The following is a 17505-nucleotide window of genomic DNA, read 5'->3' as shown; positions in this document are numbered from 1 at the left end:
GGAAGATCAGATCCCGGGGATGAGCTGGACGAGAAGGTCGATGATCTTGATGCCGACGAACGGCGCGACCACGCCGCCGAGGCCGTAGATCAGCAGGTTGCGGCTGAGCAGCTTGCTCGCCGATGAAGGGCGGTAGCGGACGCCGCGCAGCGCGAGCGGGATCAGGAAGACGATGACGATCGCGTTGAAGACGACGGCGGACAGGATCGCCGAGCCCGGCGAGTGCAGCCGCATGATGTTGAGCGTGTCCAGGCCGGGGTAGACCGCCGCGAACATGGCCGGGATGATCGCGAAGTACTTGGCGACGTCGTTCGCGATCGAGAACGTGGTCAGCGCGCCCCGCGTGATCAGCAACTGCTTGCCGATCTCCACGATCTCGATCAGCTTGGTCGGGTCCGAGTCGAGGTCGACCATGTTGCCGGCCTCCTTCGCGGCCGACGTGCCGGTGTTCATCGCGACGCCCACGTCCGCCTGGGCCAGCGCCGGGGCGTCGTTCGTGCCGTCGCCGGTCATCGCGACCAGACGGCCGCCCGCCTGTTCCTTGCGGATGTAAGCGAGCTTGTCCTCCGGGGTGGCCTCGGCGAGGAAGTCGTCGACGCCCGCCTCGGCGGCGATCGCGGCGGCGGTCTGCGGGTTGTCGCCGGTGATCATCACGGTCCGGATGCCCATCCGGCGCATCTCGTCGAACCGGGCCCGCATCCCGGACTTCACCACGTCCTTGAGGTGGATGACACCCAGGACGCGATCATTGTCGGCCACCACGAGCGGCGTGCCCCCGGAGGTGCTGATCCGGTCGACGATCTCGTGCACCTCCGCCGACTGGGACTTCGCCCAGCGCATCACGGCGGTGGCGGCGCCCTTGCGGATCTGCCTGTCGCCGATGTCGACACCACTCATCCGGGTCTGCGCCGTGAACGGCACGAACGTCGCGTCCGCCATCAGCCCCGGCTCGCGTTCCCGGATGCCGAACTGCTCCTTGGCGAGGACCACCACCGAGCGCCCTTCGGGCGTCTCGTCGGCCAGGCTGGAGAGTTGCGCGGCGTCGGCGAGATCTTTCGGATCAACCCCATCGACCGGTACGAACTCAGCCGCTTGCCGGTTTCCCAGAGTGATCGTGCCCGTCTTGTCGAGCAGCAGGGTGTTCACGTCACCGGCCGCCTCGACCGCGCGGCCGCTCATCGCCAGCACGTTGCGCTGGACGAGACGGTCCATGCCGGCGATGCCGATCGCGGAGAGCAGCGCGCCGATCGTGGTCGGGATGAGGCAGACCAGCAGCGAGACCAGCACGATGCCGGTGACGCCGTTCGCGTCGATCGCCGAGGTGTCCGGCGCCGCCGCCTGGTAGGCCTTCGAGAAGATCGCCAGCGGCTGCAACGTCACCACCGCGAGCAGGAAGATCACGGTGAGCGCCGCGAGCAGGATGTTCAGTGCGATCTCGTTCGGCGTCTTCTGCCGGTTCGCGCCCTCGACCAGGGCGATCATCCGGTCCACGAAGCTCTCGCCCGGCTTCTGGGTGATCCGGACGACGATCCGGTCGCTGAGCACCTTGGTGCCGCCGGTGACGGCCGACCGGTCGCCGCCGGACTCCCGGATGACCGGGGCCGACTCGCCGGTGATCGCCGACTCGTCGACGCTGGCGATGCCTTCGATCACGTCGCCGTCACCGGGGATGATCTGGCCGGCCTCGACGACCACGACGTCGCCCAGCGTGAGTTCGGTCGCGGCGATCTCCCGGCCGTCGGCCAGGTACGCCACGGTGTCCTGCTTCGCCGCCCGCAGCGCCGCGGCCTGTGCCTTGCCCCGGCCCTCGGCGACCGCCTCGGCCAGGTTGGCGAAGAGGACCGTGAGCCAGAGCCAGGCGGTGATCAGCCAGGCGAAGAGGCTGGGATCGGCGATCGACAGCACGGTGGTGAAGACCGCGCCGACCTCGACGATGAACATCACCGGGTTGCGCCAGAGCGTGCGCGGGTCGAGTTTGCGCAGCGCGTCCGGCAGAGACCTGCGGAACTGCGCCGGGTCGAGCAGGCCGGGCCGTACCGGTTTCTCCTCCGGTGCGGCGGCGGGCTTTTCCAGTGTCGGGGCGGTCATGAGAGGCCCTCCGCGAGGGGTCCGAGTGCGAGTGCGGGGAAGAAGGTGAGGGCGACCAGCACGATCGTCACGCCGGCGACCATGCCGACGAAGAGCGGCCGGTGGGTGGGCAGGGTGCCGTCCGACTCGGGCACCGGCTGCTGTCTCGCCAGTGAGCCGGCCAGCGCCAGGACCAGGATCAGCGGCAGGAAGCGGCCGAGCAGCATGCAGAGCCCGAGCGCGGTGTCCCACCAGCCGGTGTTCACGGTGATGCCGGCGAAGGCCGAGCCGTTGTTGTTCGCGGCGCTGGTGAACGCGTACAGGACCTCGGAGAGACCGTGCGGGCCGGCGTTGAGCGCGGTGCCGTTGTTGCCGGTCGCGAACGCGGCGGCCGTCCCGGCGAGCACCAGGACCGGGGTGATCAGGAAGTACGACGACGCCAGCTTCATCTCCCGGGCGCCGATCTTCTTACCGAGGTATTCCGGAGTGCGGCCGACCATCAGGCCGGCGACGAACACCGTGATCACGGCGAGGATCAGCATGCCGTAGAGGCCCGATCCGACACCGCCGGGCGCGACCTCGCCGAGCATCATGTTGACCATCGGCATCATGCCGCCGAGCGCCGTGTACGAGTCGTGGAACGAGTTGACCGCGCCGGTCGAGGTGAGCGTGGTGACCGCCGCGAACACCGCGGAGTTCGTCACCCCGTACCGCGTCTCCTTGCCTTCCATGGCCGCGCCGACCGCCTGCGGAACCGTTCCGGCGCCGTGCACCTCGAACGCCACGGTGAGCGCGACGCTGCCGAGCGCGAGGATCGCCATGACCGCCGCGATCGCGTAGCCCTGCCGGTTCTGCCCGGCCATCCGGCCGAAGACCCGGGGCAGGCTGAACGGGATCAGCAGGATCAGGAAGAGCTGCAGCCAGTTGGTCCAGGTCGTCGGGTTCTCGAACGGGTGCGCCGAGTTCGCGTTGTAGAAGCCGCCGCCGTTGGTGCCGAGCTCCTTGATCGCCTCCTGGGATGCGACCGGCCCGCCGGTGATGTGCTGGGTCGCGCCGGTCAGCGTGGTCACGTCGGTGCCGCCGGACAGGTTCTGCACCATCCCGCCGACCATGAAGACGAGCGTGGCGAGCACGCAGATCGGCAGCAGGATCCGCAGCGTGATCCGGGTCAGGTCGACCCAGAAGTTGCCCAGCTCCGAGGAGCGGCGGGCGGCGAATCCCCGCATCAGCGCGACGGCCACGGCGATGCCGACGCTCGCCGAGACGAAGTTCTGCACCGCGAGGCCGGCCATCTGCACGAGGTGGCCCATCGTGGACTCACCGGAGTACGCCTGCCAGTTCGTGTTCGTGACGAAGCTGACCGCGGTGTTCCAGGCGATGTGGTCGGTCACCGCGGGCAGGCCGAGCGACAGCCACAGCCGGTCCTGCAGCCGCAGGAAGAGGTAGAGGAAGAGCAGCGACACGGCGGAGAACGCCAGCACCGAGCGGGCGTAGACGCCCCAGGTCTGGCCGGTCGAGGCGTCCACGCCGACCAGCCGGTAGACGCCGCGCTCGGCGGCGTTGTGCCGGTTGCCCGAGACCACCCGGTACATGTGGTCACCGAACGGCCGGTACACCGCCACGATCGCGGCGACCAGCGACAGCACGAAGATCCAGCCGGCCATCAGAACTTCTCCGGGAAGAGCAGGGCGGCCACCAGGAAGGCGGCCAGCGCGACGGCCAGGATCAGGCCGATCAGATTGACGGCGCTCATCAGCGTTCGACCGCCCGGATCAGCACGGTGAACGCCGCGAACAGCAGCACCGTGAGAACGACGAACCCGAGATCAGCCACGGGAGGACTCCTGTAGTGAAGTGATTTGCTTACCGGGGAAGCAAATCTCGCCGGGAGCCGCGGTGACAGATCTGTTCACACCACGCTGACGCGGGGGCCCGTGTTGTATACGTCCTGTTGACGCGGGAGGTCACACACCCGCGAGATGCAGGCCGGCCCAGAGCGCGGTGACCGCCGCCACCAGGCCGAGCGGCACGGTGACCGCGCCGAGCGTGAGGAACTCGGTGGTCTTCGGCGCCGCGTCCCGGGCGTGCAGGATCCGCCGCCAGAGCAGGGTGGCGAGCGAGCCGACGTAGGTGAGGTTCGGCCCGACGTTGACGCCGATCAGCACGGCCAGCAGCAGGCCCGGCGAGTTCGCCACGGCCGGCAGCAGCACGAGGGTGGCCGGCAGGTTGTTCAGCAGGTTCGCCAGCACGGCCGCGAGCACCGCCGCGCCGAGCAGCCCCAGCAGGTCGTCGTGCCGCGGCACCAGGCCGTCCACCCAGTCGCCGAGCCCGGCGTCCCGGACCGCGAGCACGACCACGCCGAGGGCCAGCACGAACGCGCAGAACGCCGGGTTCGCCTCGACCAGCAGCTCCCGCGCCGCGATCGCACGCCGCTTCACCAGCGGCGCCGCCAGCAGCAGCGCCCCGGCGACCGCCACCCAGGCCGGCTCCACCCCGAGCGGCTGCAGCACCCCGAAGCCGATCAGCGTGCCGGCCAGGACCGTGAGGGCGTACTTCGGGGCGGGCCCGGGGTGCTCCGGCTCCTTCGCGGCCGGTACGGCGAGGTCGCCGGCGAAGAAGAACTGGAAGATCAGGTATTCGACCGCGATCACCGCGATCCAGGGCGCGGCCATCAGCGCCGCGAACCCGGCGAACGTCAGGCCGCTGGCGGCGAACGCCAGCAGGTTCGTCAGGTTGGAGACCGGCAGCAGCAGGGAGGCCGAGTTCGCCAGGTGGTTGCAGGCGTACGCGTGCGGTCGCGGCCGGACCCCGGCGCGGGCCGCCACCGCGAAGACGACCGGGGTGAGCAGCACGACGGTGGCGTCCAGGCTCAGCACCGCGGTGGTGAGCGCCGCCGCGCCGAAGACCGCCGCGAGCAGGCGGCGCGGCCGTCCCCGGCCGGACCGGGCCACGACGGCGCCGACGTAGCCGAAGACGCCGTGCCGCTCGGCCGTGAAGGCCAGGACGAGCACCGCCGCCAGGAAGGCGACGGTCGGGGCGAGTTCCCGTACCTCCTCGAAGGCCGCCGCCGGAGTGACCAGACCGGCCAGCACGGCCAGCGCCGCCGCGGGAACCGCGGCGGCGGCCTCGGGAAGACCCCGGGGCCGCGCGACCGCGAAGGTGAGCACCGCGCCGAGCAGCGCCAGCGCGATGATCATGGACATCAGGACGAGCGTAAGGCCCGGTAGGGCAGACCGCGACCGACGGAGATGCGGCCTGCGCCACACCGCCTCCGGGCAGCGGTCAGACGTGCGCGTCCTCCTCCGAGGGCACCTCGGCGAGCGGGCGCAGCCGCAGCCGGGTGATCGCCCGGCCGGTGATCTCGACGACCTCGGCGGTGTGCCCGTCGATCGTGACCGTCTCGCCCGGCTCGGTGGGGATGTGCCCCAGCCGGGCCAGGACCAGACCGGCCACCGTCGTGTAGTCGCCGGCGTCCAGTTCCTCGATGTCGACGCCGATGTCGGGCAGGTCGTGGATCGGGAAGGTGCCCGGCAGCAGCATCGCGCCGTCGTCCTCCCGGATCACCGACTGCACGTCCCGGTCGGTCTCGTCGTAGATCTCGCCGACGACCTCCTCGACCAGGTCCTCCATCGTGACGATGCCGTCGATCGCGCCGCGCTCGTCCACCACCAGGGCGAACTGCTGGCGCTGCGAGCGCAGCTGGCGCATCGCGTCGGACACCTTCAGCGTCTCCGGCAGGAACAGCGGGTTGAACATGTAGCCGCTGACCGGGCCCTGCGCGCCGATCAGGTCACGCAGGTGCACCACGCCGAGCACGTCGTCGAGACCCATCGGCCCGGTGACCGGCGCCCGCGAGTGACCGCCGGCGACCAGCCGGTCCAGCGCCTCCGCCGCGGGCGTGTCGGCCGGCAGGACCAGCACGTCACGGCGGGGCACCAGGATCTCCCGCAGGATCCGGTCGGCGATCTCGAAGGCGCCCGAGATGATGGTGCGCTGCTCGGCCGTGAAGTCCTGCTGCTGAGCGACCATGTCCCGGATCTCCTCCGGGCTGACCTCCTCGCGGCCGGCGTTCGGATCGACGCCGGCCAGGCGCACGACCAGGTCGGTGGTCTTGCCGAGCAGCCAGATCACCGGCCGGCTCAGCATCGCGAGGACGTCGAGCGGCCGGGCGACCAGCATGGCCCAGCCCTCGGCGCGCTGCATGGCGATCCGTTTCGGGGCCAGCTCGCCGACGACCAGCGTGAAGAACGTCAGCACGATCGTGACGATGACGATGGCGACCGTGTCGGCGGCCGACCCGAGGAACGACAGCGGCTCGATCAGCGGCTGGGCGAGGGAGACCGCCGCGGCAGCCGAGGCCAGGAACCCGGCCAGGGTGATGCCGATCTGGATGGTGGCCAGGAACCGGTTCGGATCCCGCGCCAGTTTGGCGAGCGTCCTCCCGGTGCGGGAGTGCTTCTCGAGACGCTGCAACTGGCTCTCCCGCAGCGAGATGAGTGCCATCTCACTTCCGGAGAAAGCCGCGTTGAGCAGCACCAGCACGATGACCAGGACGACTTGCCACCCGTATCCGCCCACGGCGGAAATCAACTCCTTCGCTGTTGGAAATGCGAAGTTCCCAGGCTACCGGTTCGCCAGGGCCACCGCCGCCGCCCGGCCTGCTCGGTACCCGAACACCACCGCGGGAGCGATCGTCGAGCCCGGTCCCGGGTAGGTCCGGCCCATCACCGACGCGGTGGTGTTGCCCGCCGCGTAGAGGCCGGAAACCCCGACGACCGCGCCGTCGGAATCGGTCAGCAGTCCGCCCTTGGTGCCGAGGTCGCCGGGCACCAGCTGGACCGCGGTGAACGGGCCCTTCTCGATCGTGCCGAGGTTCGGGTTGGGTTTGACGGTCGGATCGCCGTAGTAGTTGTCGTAGACCGTCCGGCCACGGCCGAAGTCCTCGTCGACGCCGGAGCGGGCGAAGCCGTTGAAGCGGTCGACGGTCGCTCGCAGCCGGGACGGATCCGTACCGATCTTCGCCGCCAGCTCGTCGAGACTGTCCGCCGACTGCACGATTCCGGCCTCGCGCAGCTTCTTCGTCCCGGTCAGGAACGCGTTGAACAGGTAACGCCGCCGGTGCCGGACGTCCAGGATCAGCCAGGACGGCACCGCCTTCTCCGCCTCCAGCATGGCGTGGCCGAAGTCGATGTAGCTGGCCGACTCGTTCGTGTACCGCTCGCCCAGCTGGTTCACCACGATGCTGTACGGCATCGACCGCTCGGAGAGCACGAACTGGTGGTGACCGTCCGGCATCGGCACCGAGGCGCCCCACCAGGCGTCGTCCATGAGCTCCAGTTTCGCGCCGGCGTCCGCGGCGATCCGGATCACGTCGCCGGTGTCGCCGTCGGCGGCCGAGGTGTACCCCGGCACACCGTGGTACTCCTCCCGCCAGCCGGAGTTGCGGGCGAAGCCGCCGGCGCCCAGGATGATCTTCCCGGTCTTGATCCGGATGCTACCGGCCACCGCGCCGGTCACCGATCCGTCTTCGATGAGCAGCTCGGTCAGCGGCGTGTTCAGCAGCACTTCGGTGCCCTGCTGCCGGACGATCGTGAACAGGCTCGCGGTCAGCGCCGATCCCAGCCCGAAGAGCCGCTTGCCGCGGGCCAGGCCGAAGAGGGTACGGAAGACGAACTGCGCGCCCCGGACGAAACCGCCCGGCGTCGACCAGGCGCGGGACAGCAGCCACACGTCGTCGGTCTTCAGCGGCGCCGGCATGCTGTCCCGGCCGCGGAACGTGGCGAACCAGTCGCCGAGCTTCTTGGTGTCGAACGGCTCCACCTCGATGCCGCGCCCGACCATGCCGCCCGGCCGGTCCGGGTAGTAGTCCGGGTAGTCGTGCGAGGCCACCCAGCGCACGCCCTTGGCCCGCAGCAGCTCGTAGACCTCGGGGATGGTCTCCACGAAGGCCCGCCGTCGTTCCGGGGAGCTGGCCGGCCCGACGTCGCCGATCGCCGCCTCCATGTAGGTGAGCGCCTTCTCGACCGAGTCCTCGCCCTTGATCAGCGGGTTCGTCGGCATCCACAGGCCGCCGCCGCTGAGCGCCGTGGTGCCGCCCCACTTGCCGGTGCTCTCCACGATGAGCACCGTCGCGCCCGCGTCGGCGGCGGCGATCGCGGCGGTCAGCCCGGCCCCGCCGCTGCCCACCACGAGCACGTCCACTTCACGATCGAATGTTTCGGCCACGTTTTCTCCCCTAGCCGATCGGCTATTTTCCGGGAAGGTAGCCGGTCGGCTATCCCACAAACAAGATCTGAGTACGATCCGCTCATGAGCAGCGCACGAGAACGCGTCGTGGCAGCGGCTTTGGAACTCTTCGCCGAGCACGGTGTGAGCGGCACGTCGCTGCAGATGATCGCCGGCCGGATGGGGGTCACGAAGGCCGCTGTCTATCACCAGTTCCCGACCAAGGAGGAGATCGTCCTCGCGGTCATCGACCCGGTGCTGGCCGAATTGTCGTCACTCGGCGCTGCGGCGGCTGCCCGGCGTACCCCGAAGGCTCGTCGTCGTCATCTCCTGACCGCCGTCGTGGACATGGTGGTGCGGCATCGGAGCCTGTCCGCGGTGCTGAGCTTCGATCCGGTCGTCACGCGGCTGGTCCGGCAGCATCCGGCGATGTCCACGGTCGCCGATCTGGTGGACCTGCTGACCGGCCCGGACCCGGCGCCCGCGGTACGCGTGAACGTCGCGATGGTCGCCGGCGGCCTGGTGATGGCCGGCGCCGAGTCGTCGCTGTCCGACCTGGACGACGAGACGCTGCGGACCCACCTGCTCACGACCTCGTTGCGAACCCTCCACCTCTAAGCGACGTCCGCCTCCAGGACGAACCGGGAGCCGCCGACCGGGTTCGGCTCGTGCCGGACATCGCCGTTGTTGGCCTGGGCGAGGCTGCGCACGATGTAGAGGCCCAGGCCGGTCCCCCGGACCGTCCCCGCGTCCCGCTCGGCCCGGGTGAGCCGGTCGAACAGCCGCGGCCGGAACTCCTCCGGGACACCGGGACCCCGGTCCTCCACGGTCAGCAGCACCCGATCCCCGGCCCGCGCGATCGTCACCGCGGTGGCGCCGCCGGCGTACTTGGTGGCGTTCGACAGCAGGTTCACCAGGATCTGCCGCAGATGACCGGGGTGGAAGAGGATGGTCACGTCCTCGCCGAACACCGGCACCGGCGTGTCCTCCAGCGCCTGCTCCAGCTCACCGCGCAGCGACATCTTCTGCCGGACCGCGTGGATGGTGCCGGTGTCGATGCTCACCATCGCCAGTACCTCCCGCACGATGTCGTCGAGGCGCTGCGCCTGCCGGCCGATGATCGCGATGGACCGGCCGTTCGGGGTGTCCGCGGGCATCTCCTCGGCGAGCAGGTCGGAGTAGCCGAGGATCGCCGACAGCGGGTTGCTGATCTCGTGGCCGAGCATGCCGAGGATGTCGAGCTTCAGCTGGTTGGCGGTCTCCAGTTCGGCGTTGCGCTCGGCCAGCGCGGCGGCGGCCTGGTCCCGGGCGCGTTCGGCGGTACGCCGGGCCGAGGTGTCCGAGCAGACCAGGATCAGGTGCTTCGGGCGGCCGCCGGAGTCGCGGACCAGCGAGACCGTCGACTCGACGTCCACCCAGTGACCGTCGGCGTGCTGGATCTGCAGCTCGTGGACGTAGGAATCCGTCTCGCCGGCGAAGAGCGCGGCGATCTGGTGGTGCGCGTCGCGCATGTCGTCGGGGCGCATCACCTCCTCGTCGATGCTCCGGCCGACCAGGTCCTCCGGGCGGCGGCCGAGCATCCGGGCGAACGCGTTGTTCACCGCGATCAGCGTGCCGTCCAGCGCACGGATCACCTGACCGGCGGCGGAGTGCGTGAACTGGGCCCGGAACCGCTGTTCGTTCAGCGCGAGGGCCTGCTCGGCGGCACGGGCCGCGGTGACGTCGGTGTTGATCTCCAAGACCTGCGGCGGGCCCTCCGAATCGGCCGTCTGGTGCACGACCTGGCGGCTCAGCACGATGAGGGTGCGGCCGGTCGCGGTCAGGTGTTGCAGCTGCCCCTCCCAGCGGCCCTTCGCCGCGAGCGCCCTGGTCTGCTCCTCGATCGATCCCTCACCGGCGAACGTGGTGCTCAGCAGCGCGTGCGTGAGTTTGCCGCGGGCCGCTGAGGCGCTCCAGCCGTACAGTTCGCCGGCGCCGGAATTCCACCACCGGATCGTTCCGTCGAAGTCGCGCACGATGACCGCGGCGGGGATCAGTTCGAGCAGCTTCGCCTGCTGGTGCAGGCGGGCGTCGGCGGCACGCTGGGCGGTCACGTCCTCGGCCTGGACCACGAAGTACGAGGGAACCGCACCGGCATCGCGCACCACGGCGATCCGGACCGACGCCCAGACGACGTGCCCGTCCTTGTGCAGGTACCGCCGTTCGCCACGGAGCGAGTCGACACCATCGGCCAGCATCCTCCGCAGGCCGTCCTCGCTCGTCGCCACGTCGTCCGGATGGTGCAGGTCCCGGAAGCTCATCCGGGACAACTCCTCGGCGCTGTACCCGGTGATCACTGTCATCGCCGGGTTGGTCTGCAGGTAGCGGCCGAACGAGCCCGGCTCCAGGCTGGACAACGCCAGCCCGAGCGGCGAGTTCTCGAACGTCAGCCGGAACCGGGTCTCGCTCGCCTCCAGCGCCTCCAGGGCCCGGGTCCGCTGCGTGAGCAGAGCGGCGTTGCGCGCGTAGTCGTCGGCGTGCATGAGCGCCGAACCGAGGCCGGCCGCGAGCAGTTCGAGCTGGTGCGCGTCGTCCTCGTCGAACGACTCAGGCAGCGCGCTCGCCACCTTCAGCACGCCGATCACCCGGTCGCCGTGGTACAGCGGCGCGATGCAGAGCGACCGCACGTTGTACCGCCGGCAGGCGTTCGCGTCCACCCGCTGGTCGATCTGGGTGTCCATGCAGCGCACCGCGGTCCGCTCGGTGACGGCGAGGCCGCTGAGCGAGGCGTTCACCGGGATCCGGTACCCGGCGTACTCGATCATCGTGCCGGCGCCGGCCTCGTACACCAGGACGTCCCCGCCGAGCAGTTCCACCGCCGCGCCGTCGGCCGCCGGGAACACCGCTATCGCCTGCTCGGCGACGATCCTCAGGGACAGGTCCCGGTCGTGCGCCGCCAGCGTGACGGCCCGTTGCGCCTCGATGGTGGAGAGCAACGCGTTCGTACGCCGGGCCGCCCGCTCGTCGGCCGCCCGCCGCTCCGAGGTGTCCCGCAGGAACGCGTAGAAGTGCCGCTGTCCCGCCACCCACGACGGCCAGATCGTCAGCTCCACCTCGACCCGGCGCCCGTCCCGGTGCAGCGCCGGCAGGCTCACCGGATGCCCGATCACCGACGGCCGCCCGGTGGTGAGGTAGCGGGCCAGGCCCCCGGTGTGCGCCGCCCGGAACTCCTCCGGGATCAGCGTCTCGGTCAGCGGCCTGCCGAGGATCTCGTCCTCTTCCCAGCCGAGCAGGAGCCCGGCGGCCGGGTTCCACATGGTGATGAGGCCGGCCTCGTCGATCGAGACGAGCGCGGTCGGGCCGGTGGACACGATCTGCCGGAGCCGCTCCAGCTCGGCACGCTCGTCGGCAGTGATCGCTGAACGGCCCACTCCGGTGATTTCGGCAGGCCGCCGCGAAACGTGAGGGCCGAGCTCAGCGTCCTAGGATCCCATCCAGAACGAGGTCGACCGAGCGGCCCGCGTCCCCCGCCTTCTCGGTGGCGCCCCGGACCATCGCGAAGATCAGCCCCAGGTCCTCCAGCAACAGGTCGGGCCGGACGTGCCCGCTCTCCCGCGCCCGCCCCAGCGGTTTCGCGAACGCCGCGACGAGCCGTCGCAGGTACCGGTCCTGCAGAGCGGGGTCGAGCCGGCCGGCCAGGTTGACCAGCCCGCGACGGGCGATCAGCGAATGCAGGGTCTCCCGGAGCAGTTGCCGGAAGTCGGCGTGCTCGGCCGCCACTTCGAGCAGCTCCAACTGGTGGGCGATGACGCCGGCGAGCAGGGCGTGCCGGTCCGCGAAGTGCCGGTAGAGAGTGGCCTGCCCGACGCCGGCCCGGCGCGCGATCTCGGGCATCAGGGCGAAACCCTCGCTGCGGGTCAGCACCTCGGCGGCGGCCTCGAGGATGGCCGCACGGTTGCGCTGGGCGTCTCGGCGACGCGTGGCCGGGGCTCCGTACAGCACCTGTACCCCCTTAGCTACCGACGAGTCACGTTACTAGCCGGTAACGAGAATGTCACCATCTTCAAATTCTCGGAACCGATTCCCACGCTGCCGCCAGCCCGCCACCCCGCCGTCGTGCGCGCGGCTGGTGGCTGTCCGGCGGCGGGATCGACACGGCCGGCCCGAAGGACGGCCTCGGCAGGATCCGCGCCATGGACGGAACCGGCCTCCTCGGCGGCGCGGTGAGCACCGGCTGGACGAAGACCCTCCCCCACCGACAAGGACACCGTCGCGAACCTCGGCCCTGCCGAGCCGTAGCCCAAGCACCCGAACCGACCCGGAACCAGTGCTTGGGCTACGGCTCGTGCGAGTCCACGGCGTCGACCGGCGAGCGGGCGATGACCCGTGCGCGGCCTCGTGGTGACGGCCTCATCGAGTTCGGCCGCGCCTCGATCGGTGCGGGCGAGGGTCGCTCACGCGAACGTCGCGTCACTCCCCAGAGGAGCAGGATCAGTGCCGGCAGCGCGGCCGGGGTCATCAGCCACCAGGCCCAGTCGTCGCGTTCCGGGGTCACCACCGCCTCACCCCGGAAGACCACCTGCGCGTCGTCGACTGTCACCACCACCGGGCCGGCGCGCGACGGAGTCGTGAAACGCACGAGGTGACGGCCGGCCAGCACCTCTTCCACCTGGTCCAGGGCCGGCACCACACCGGGTTCACCGGCCGGCGCGAGGAAACCGCCGGTGCCGCCGGCCGCCACCGACCAGAAGTCGCCGCGGCCGACAACGACGAGGATCACGCCTTCGTCCCGGAAGCGGGCCGCCACCTCGGCCGCCGGTGGGCCGCCCGCATCCGGGGCGCCGGTGCAGAGCAGGACGACCCGCCGCCCGTCCGCCGACGACGGGAACCGGGTGAGCGCCAGCGACAACGCCCGGCCGGTGTCGCGGTCCCGGCCGGCGCGGATCTCGCCGAGCGCCCGTACGATCTCGGACGGTCCCCGCTGAGCCGAGGCCACCACGGTGGCGGGCGCCTGGTCGGCGACGACGGCGGCCCGCGCGCCGGACGGCAGCCCGAGCACGAATCGGGCATCGGCGCTGAGCCAGCCGGGCAGCGCCGCGGCGCCGGCCGACGATGCGTCCACGACGAGGGTGACAGCGAGTTCCGGTGAGAGGACCGGTTCGATCCGGGCGGGCAGCACGACGCCGTCCCGGGTGACGGTCACCGAGCCGGGATCCGGTTCGGCATCGACGTCGACCACGAGGGTGGTGGCCGTCCCGGACACGAACACCCCGGTCACGGGCAGCGGAACCGGGCCCGGCGCCCCGAGCGCCATCACCGGGAGAGCGGCGGCGATCAGGCGCCGGCTAACCCGCCATTTCGGCGTAAGCAATGACATTGTCCCGATAACTCCTCCGGCTCCTGTCGAAGCCGCCGCCACACGTGACGAGCCGCAACGTCGTATCGAGCGTCGGCGCGTAGACGAGGCCGGTGGGGAACTCGTTCTTGGAAACCCGCGACACCCCACTGATCCGGAACGTCACCGTGCTGCCGTCGCGCCGATCCACCAGCACCGTCGTCCCCTCGCCCGCGCCGGCCAGCGCCACGAAGACGCCCGGCCCCGTTCGCGAGTCGACGTGTCCGAGAATGACCGCCGGCCCCGGCTCACCCGGCCGTGGTCCGTCCTTCCACCAGCCGGCGGTCCCCGGGTCGTCCGGCACCGCGACGCTCCCGTCAGCCAGGAGACCGAGTCGCTGCAGCCGGCTGCTCACGCCGAGCGCCGGTATCCGCACCCGCACCGGATCCGCAACGACCACATCCCCGCTCACCGACCGGAATCCATCAGCCCGCACCGGCCCGGCGACGATCTCCGGAGGGCGCACCGGCTGAGGTCCTAGGATCACGAGCAGGACGCCCGTGTACGCGAGGAAGCCCACCGCTCTCCACCGCCCCACGCCGGTCATCCCCCGCACACCGGGCCCCGGGCAGGAGAGGCACAGCCACCGGCTCGGGCCTGAGCCCCGCACACCGGACCGCCGGCGGGGAGGGCGCAGCCACCGAGGCCGGTCTGGGCGCCGCCTCTCGGCAGCCGGGCGGCGACCGTCGCGCCGAACGCGTCGGCCATCTCGCGGGCCAGCTCGAACTCGTGCTCGTAGGCCGTGTAGGCGATGTCGTGCGCGGTCGGAAAGTCACGGGCCGCGAAGGCGTCGGCGTGCCGCAGCAGCATGCCGTCGTGGCCGGCGAACGCGGTGGCGAGCCGATGCGCCGTGAGACGGTCCCCGGTGGCGTCACTGAGGAAGGAGGAGAGCTTTTCCTCGTACCCCGCAAGGTTGTGACGAGCCCGCGCCCGCGCGCCCTCATCTCCCCGCGCGAGGGCCCCGGCGTAGGCGACCAGCGACTCCACGTGATCACCCCAGATCTCCTGGAAGTCGCGGGCGGTACGCGTCCCGAAGAGCGCCGCCATCGCCGCGACCAGATCCCGGGTGTTCGCGTTGATCATGGAGGCCGCGGCGTCGAAGTCGGGGGTGTCGCCGACGGCGGCCCGGGTCACGTGCTCGACCAGGACGACGTGCTCGGCGAGGATCCGGCCGAGTTGAGAGCGCAGCCGCCAGACCGGCTCGCGGAGCGCGGGCCGATCGCTGGTGGCGAGCAGTCCGTCGGCGAGGACGAAGCCGACGTCGTAGAGATGGCGGTATCCGTCCCGGTATATCCGGTCCGCGGTCGTCCAGTCCCCTGCCGCGTACGCGTCGGCCTGAGCGGTGAGATGGTCGACGTGCGCCGCGAGCGCGTGGTGCACGGTGGCCCGATCGAGCCGGCCACCCGCCGGCCCGGCCAGGTAGGCGCTCAGCTCACCCTCGTATTCGACCAGCTCAGCACGCACTTCCCGGCGCGCGGTGTCGTCCCGGCCGGCGACGGCGCCGGCGTACGCGACGAGCTCGACCAGGTGCTCCGTCCACAGAGGCCGGAACTCGCTCACCACGTCCGCGCCGAAGAGCCGGGCCATCAGCTCGGTCATGGCGTCGGTGTTCCGGCTGAGGGCGGCGTTCGCGGCCTGGACGAAGTCGTCGTCGCCGCGGATCCGGCTGCGCATCAGGTCCGCGGCGAGCACCGCATGCTGCCCGAACAGGGCCTGGAGACGCACCGCGAGGTCGGCCGCCCGGTCCGGCGCGAGCCGTCCCACATAGCGGACCGGAACAGTTGAATTTTCCATCAACGGCCGGTCAACGAGGCGAGCGGCGGAACCGCCGGTGAGCAGGGCGGCGCAAAAGATCGGGACGACCAGGCATTGCACAATCCGCCCAGGTACGCGCATGATCTCCCACCCCAGCCACTACTGGCGGTGCCCGAGTTTGATTACAGTGAATAACCAGAAGATTGCCGAGGGTCACCTCATGGCCGACGTTACGCCCACCGTCCACGTCGGTCGAGTGATCAGGATCATCATGGATCACCAGAAATCCGACAGTCGCACTACGGTCTCCGTCCAATAGCATCGACAGCGCTTCTGTGAGCGGAGGGGACGGCATGGTTCCGGTGGGAGAGGTCGTTGCCGGTCGCTACCGCATCGTCCGCCCGCTCGCGAACGGTGGGATGAGCCGCGTCTGGCTGGCCAGCGACGACCGGGCCGGGGTCGCCCGCCAGGTCGCCCTCAAGCAGTGCACCATCCCGGACGGCCTCGTCCCCGCGCAGCGCGATGTCGTCCGCGAGTGGTCGTTCCCCGAGGCCCGGGCCGCCGCGCGGGTGCGCCACCCCAACCTCGTCCACACCCTCGAGGTCTGCCCGGACGCGGCCGGACCGTGGATCGTCATGGAATATGTGCCGTCCCGCTCGCTGCAGGAGATCGTGGAACGCGAGGGCGCGCTGCCCCCGGCCCGGGTCGCCGAGATCGGCCTCACGCTGCTCTCCGCGCTGACCGCCGCCCACGACGCCGGCGTGCTGCACCTCGACGTGAAGCCGGGAAATGTGCTCATCGGCGACGACGGCCGTGTCGTGCTGACCGATTTCGGTCCCGCGGTGACGGCCGCCGGCCTCACCGCCCTGACCGACGCCGGCGTGGTGCTCGGCTCCCCGAAGTACATCGCCCCGGAACGCCTCTTCGACCACTCCTCCACGATCGCGTCGGACCTCTGGTCGCTCGGCGCGACGCTCTACCACGCCGTCGAGGGCCGCCCGCCGTTCATCCGGCCCAGCACCACCGGTGTGCTGCGCGCCCTGGCCGACAGCGAGCCGGAGCCACCCCGGCGGGCCGGTCCGCTCACCCCGGTGCTGATCGGCCTGCTCCGCCGCGACCCGGCCACCCGCCTCGGGCCGGAAGAGCTGGAGGCGCGCCTGCGCGAGGCCGCCCGGCTGCGCAGTCCCCGTTCCCGCTGGTGGCACCCGCGCCGCCGCCGCGACCTGCCGGAGCCGGTGCACGAGGCCACGGCCGCCGAACGCGGAGTGTTCATCGAGCCCGCCGCGCCGGACGCTCCGCACATATCGGGTGCCTCGGGCACTGGACGCCCCGCCACCGCCACGGCTCTGAGCTCGGCTTCCGGTGCCGGGAGCGGAGACCTCGCGGACAACAGCGGCGAAAACCCGGAAAGCGAGCGGCTCGGACGGTCGGTCGACGCGGTCGAGGCCGCCGGCCGGTTCTCGCTGCGCCGGCGCCTCACGGCGGCGGCCGCCGTGATCGTCCTGCTCGCGCTCTTCGCCGCGGTGGCCGCCGGCACCCGAGGCCGGCACCACCCGGCCGAGCAGCCGTCGCCGCCCGCCGCAGCGCAGTCGCTGCCCGAGGATTTCGGCTGGTGGACCGACCCGAGCGGCTTCCGGATAGCGGTGCCGGACGGATGGCAGCCGGACCCGCTCGCCGACGGTGTCGTCTCCTTCACCGACCCGGCCGGTGACGCGTTGCTGCGGGTGAGCCGCTGGCCGGGCCCGTCCGCCGATCTGGTGGCCGGGTTGCTGGCCCAGGAGCAGCGGATCCAGGTGCCGGCGTACCGGCGTCTGCGGATCGAAACGCTGCCCGGCGCGACCGGGGCGGTCTGGGAGTACACGTTCCTCAACGCCGATGCGATCGTGATGCGCGGCCTGCATCGGGTGGTGGCGAACGGCGCCGACGCGTACGTGATCGAGTGGCGCACCGTACGCGACTCCTGGCTGACCACGCTCCCCCAACTGACCGTGGTCCTCTCGACGTTCGCCCCCTGAACTCGAGCCTCCGGCCGAATGGACGGAATTCAGCGTCACCCGCAGAATGAGTCTCTTTGATCGACTAGCT

The 17505-nt window shown here is 71.1% G+C and carries 13 protein-coding genes; 2 read left to right on the top strand and 11 right to left on the bottom strand.

Annotation, left to right across the window (positions count from 1 at the left end; translation table 11 throughout):
- Nucleotides 1-6 precede the first annotated feature (6 nt).
- From kdpB to EP757_RS19635, 6 genes are all read right to left on the bottom strand, one after another.
- Nucleotides 7-2088: a potassium-transporting ATPase subunit KdpB gene (kdpB, locus tag EP757_RS19660; RefSeq protein ID WP_127548093.1), complete on the bottom strand. Its 2082-nt coding sequence runs from the start codon at nt 2086-2088 to the stop codon at nt 7-9.
- Nucleotides 2085-3731 carry a potassium-transporting ATPase subunit KdpA gene (kdpA, locus tag EP757_RS19655; protein ID WP_127548091.1) on the bottom strand — a complete coding sequence of 549 codons (1647 nt, stop codon included), beginning with the start codon at nt 3729-3731 and terminating at the stop codon, nt 2085-2087. The genes kdpB and kdpA overlap by 4 nt, the downstream gene beginning before the upstream one ends.
- Nucleotides 3731-3820 carry a K(+)-transporting ATPase subunit F gene (gene kdpF, locus EP757_RS19650; protein ID WP_092556036.1) on the bottom strand — a complete coding sequence of 30 codons (90 nt, stop codon included), beginning with the start codon at nt 3818-3820 and terminating at the stop codon, nt 3731-3733. Before kdpF ends, kdpA begins: the two co-directional genes overlap by 1 nt.
- A gap of 210 nt (nt 3821-4030) precedes the next feature.
- The gene (locus EP757_RS19645; protein WP_127548089.1) at nt 4031-5269 is read right to left on the bottom strand and encodes an SLC13 family permease; all 1239 of its coding nucleotides are present in this window, start codon (nt 5267-5269) and stop codon (nt 4031-4033) included.
- Nucleotides 5270-5348: 79 nt separating this feature from the next.
- Nucleotides 5349-6644: a hemolysin family protein gene (locus EP757_RS19640; RefSeq protein WP_127548087.1), complete on the bottom strand. Its 1296-nt coding sequence runs from the start codon at nt 6642-6644 to the stop codon at nt 5349-5351.
- A 45-nt stretch (nt 6645-6689) separates the two neighbouring features.
- Nucleotides 6690-8291: an FAD-dependent oxidoreductase gene (locus EP757_RS19635; protein WP_127548085.1), complete on the bottom strand. Its 1602-nt coding sequence runs from the start codon at nt 8289-8291 to the stop codon at nt 6690-6692.
- Nucleotides 8292-8375: 84 nt separating this feature from the next.
- On the opposite strand from EP757_RS19635, the gene EP757_RS19630 reads away from it, so the two are divergent.
- A complete protein-coding gene (locus EP757_RS19630) occupies nt 8376-8909 on the top strand; it encodes a TetR/AcrR family transcriptional regulator (RefSeq protein ID WP_127548083.1) in 534 nt (177 codons plus the stop codon).
- On the opposite strand, the gene EP757_RS19625 is transcribed toward EP757_RS19630, so the two are convergent.
- From EP757_RS19625 to EP757_RS19605, 5 genes are all read right to left on the bottom strand, one after another.
- On the bottom strand, nt 8906-11701 hold the full coding sequence (locus tag EP757_RS19625) for a PAS domain S-box protein (protein WP_127548081.1): 2796 nt from the start codon (nt 11699-11701) through the stop codon (nt 8906-8908). The two genes, EP757_RS19630 and EP757_RS19625, sit on opposite strands and share 4 nt — an antisense overlap.
- Before the next feature lie 43 nt (nt 11702-11744).
- Nucleotides 11745-12272: a TetR/AcrR family transcriptional regulator gene (locus EP757_RS19620; protein WP_127548079.1), complete on the bottom strand. Its 528-nt coding sequence runs from the start codon at nt 12270-12272 to the stop codon at nt 11745-11747.
- A 334-nt stretch (nt 12273-12606) separates the two neighbouring features.
- A complete protein-coding gene (locus tag EP757_RS19615) occupies nt 12607-13647 on the bottom strand; it encodes a vWA domain-containing protein (protein ID WP_127548077.1) in 1041 nt (346 codons plus the stop codon).
- Nucleotides 13616-14212: a class F sortase gene (locus tag EP757_RS19610; protein ID WP_127548075.1), complete on the bottom strand. Its 597-nt coding sequence runs from the start codon at nt 14210-14212 to the stop codon at nt 13616-13618. Before EP757_RS19610 ends, EP757_RS19615 begins: the two co-directional genes overlap by 32 nt.
- Nucleotides 14209-15459 (bottom strand): hypothetical protein, encoded by a 1251-nt coding sequence (locus EP757_RS19605; RefSeq protein ID WP_197725541.1) that lies wholly within the window; start codon nt 15457-15459, stop codon nt 14209-14211. Before EP757_RS19605 ends, EP757_RS19610 begins: the two co-directional genes overlap by 4 nt.
- Nucleotides 15460-15773: 314 nt before the next feature.
- On the opposite strand from EP757_RS19605, the gene EP757_RS19600 reads away from it, so the two are divergent.
- Nucleotides 15774-17435, top strand: coding sequence for a serine/threonine-protein kinase (locus tag EP757_RS19600; protein ID WP_127548073.1), 1662 nt, complete (start codon nt 15774-15776; stop codon nt 17433-17435).
- The last annotated feature ends 70 nt before the right edge of the window (nt 17436-17505 follow it).

This window comes from Actinoplanes sp. OR16 (assembly GCF_004001265.1).
GTDB lineage: Bacteria > Actinomycetota > Actinomycetes > Mycobacteriales > Micromonosporaceae > Actinoplanes.
The sequence above is the reverse complement of the archived record's forward strand: the minus strand, read 5'-3'. Positions and strand labels throughout refer to the sequence as shown.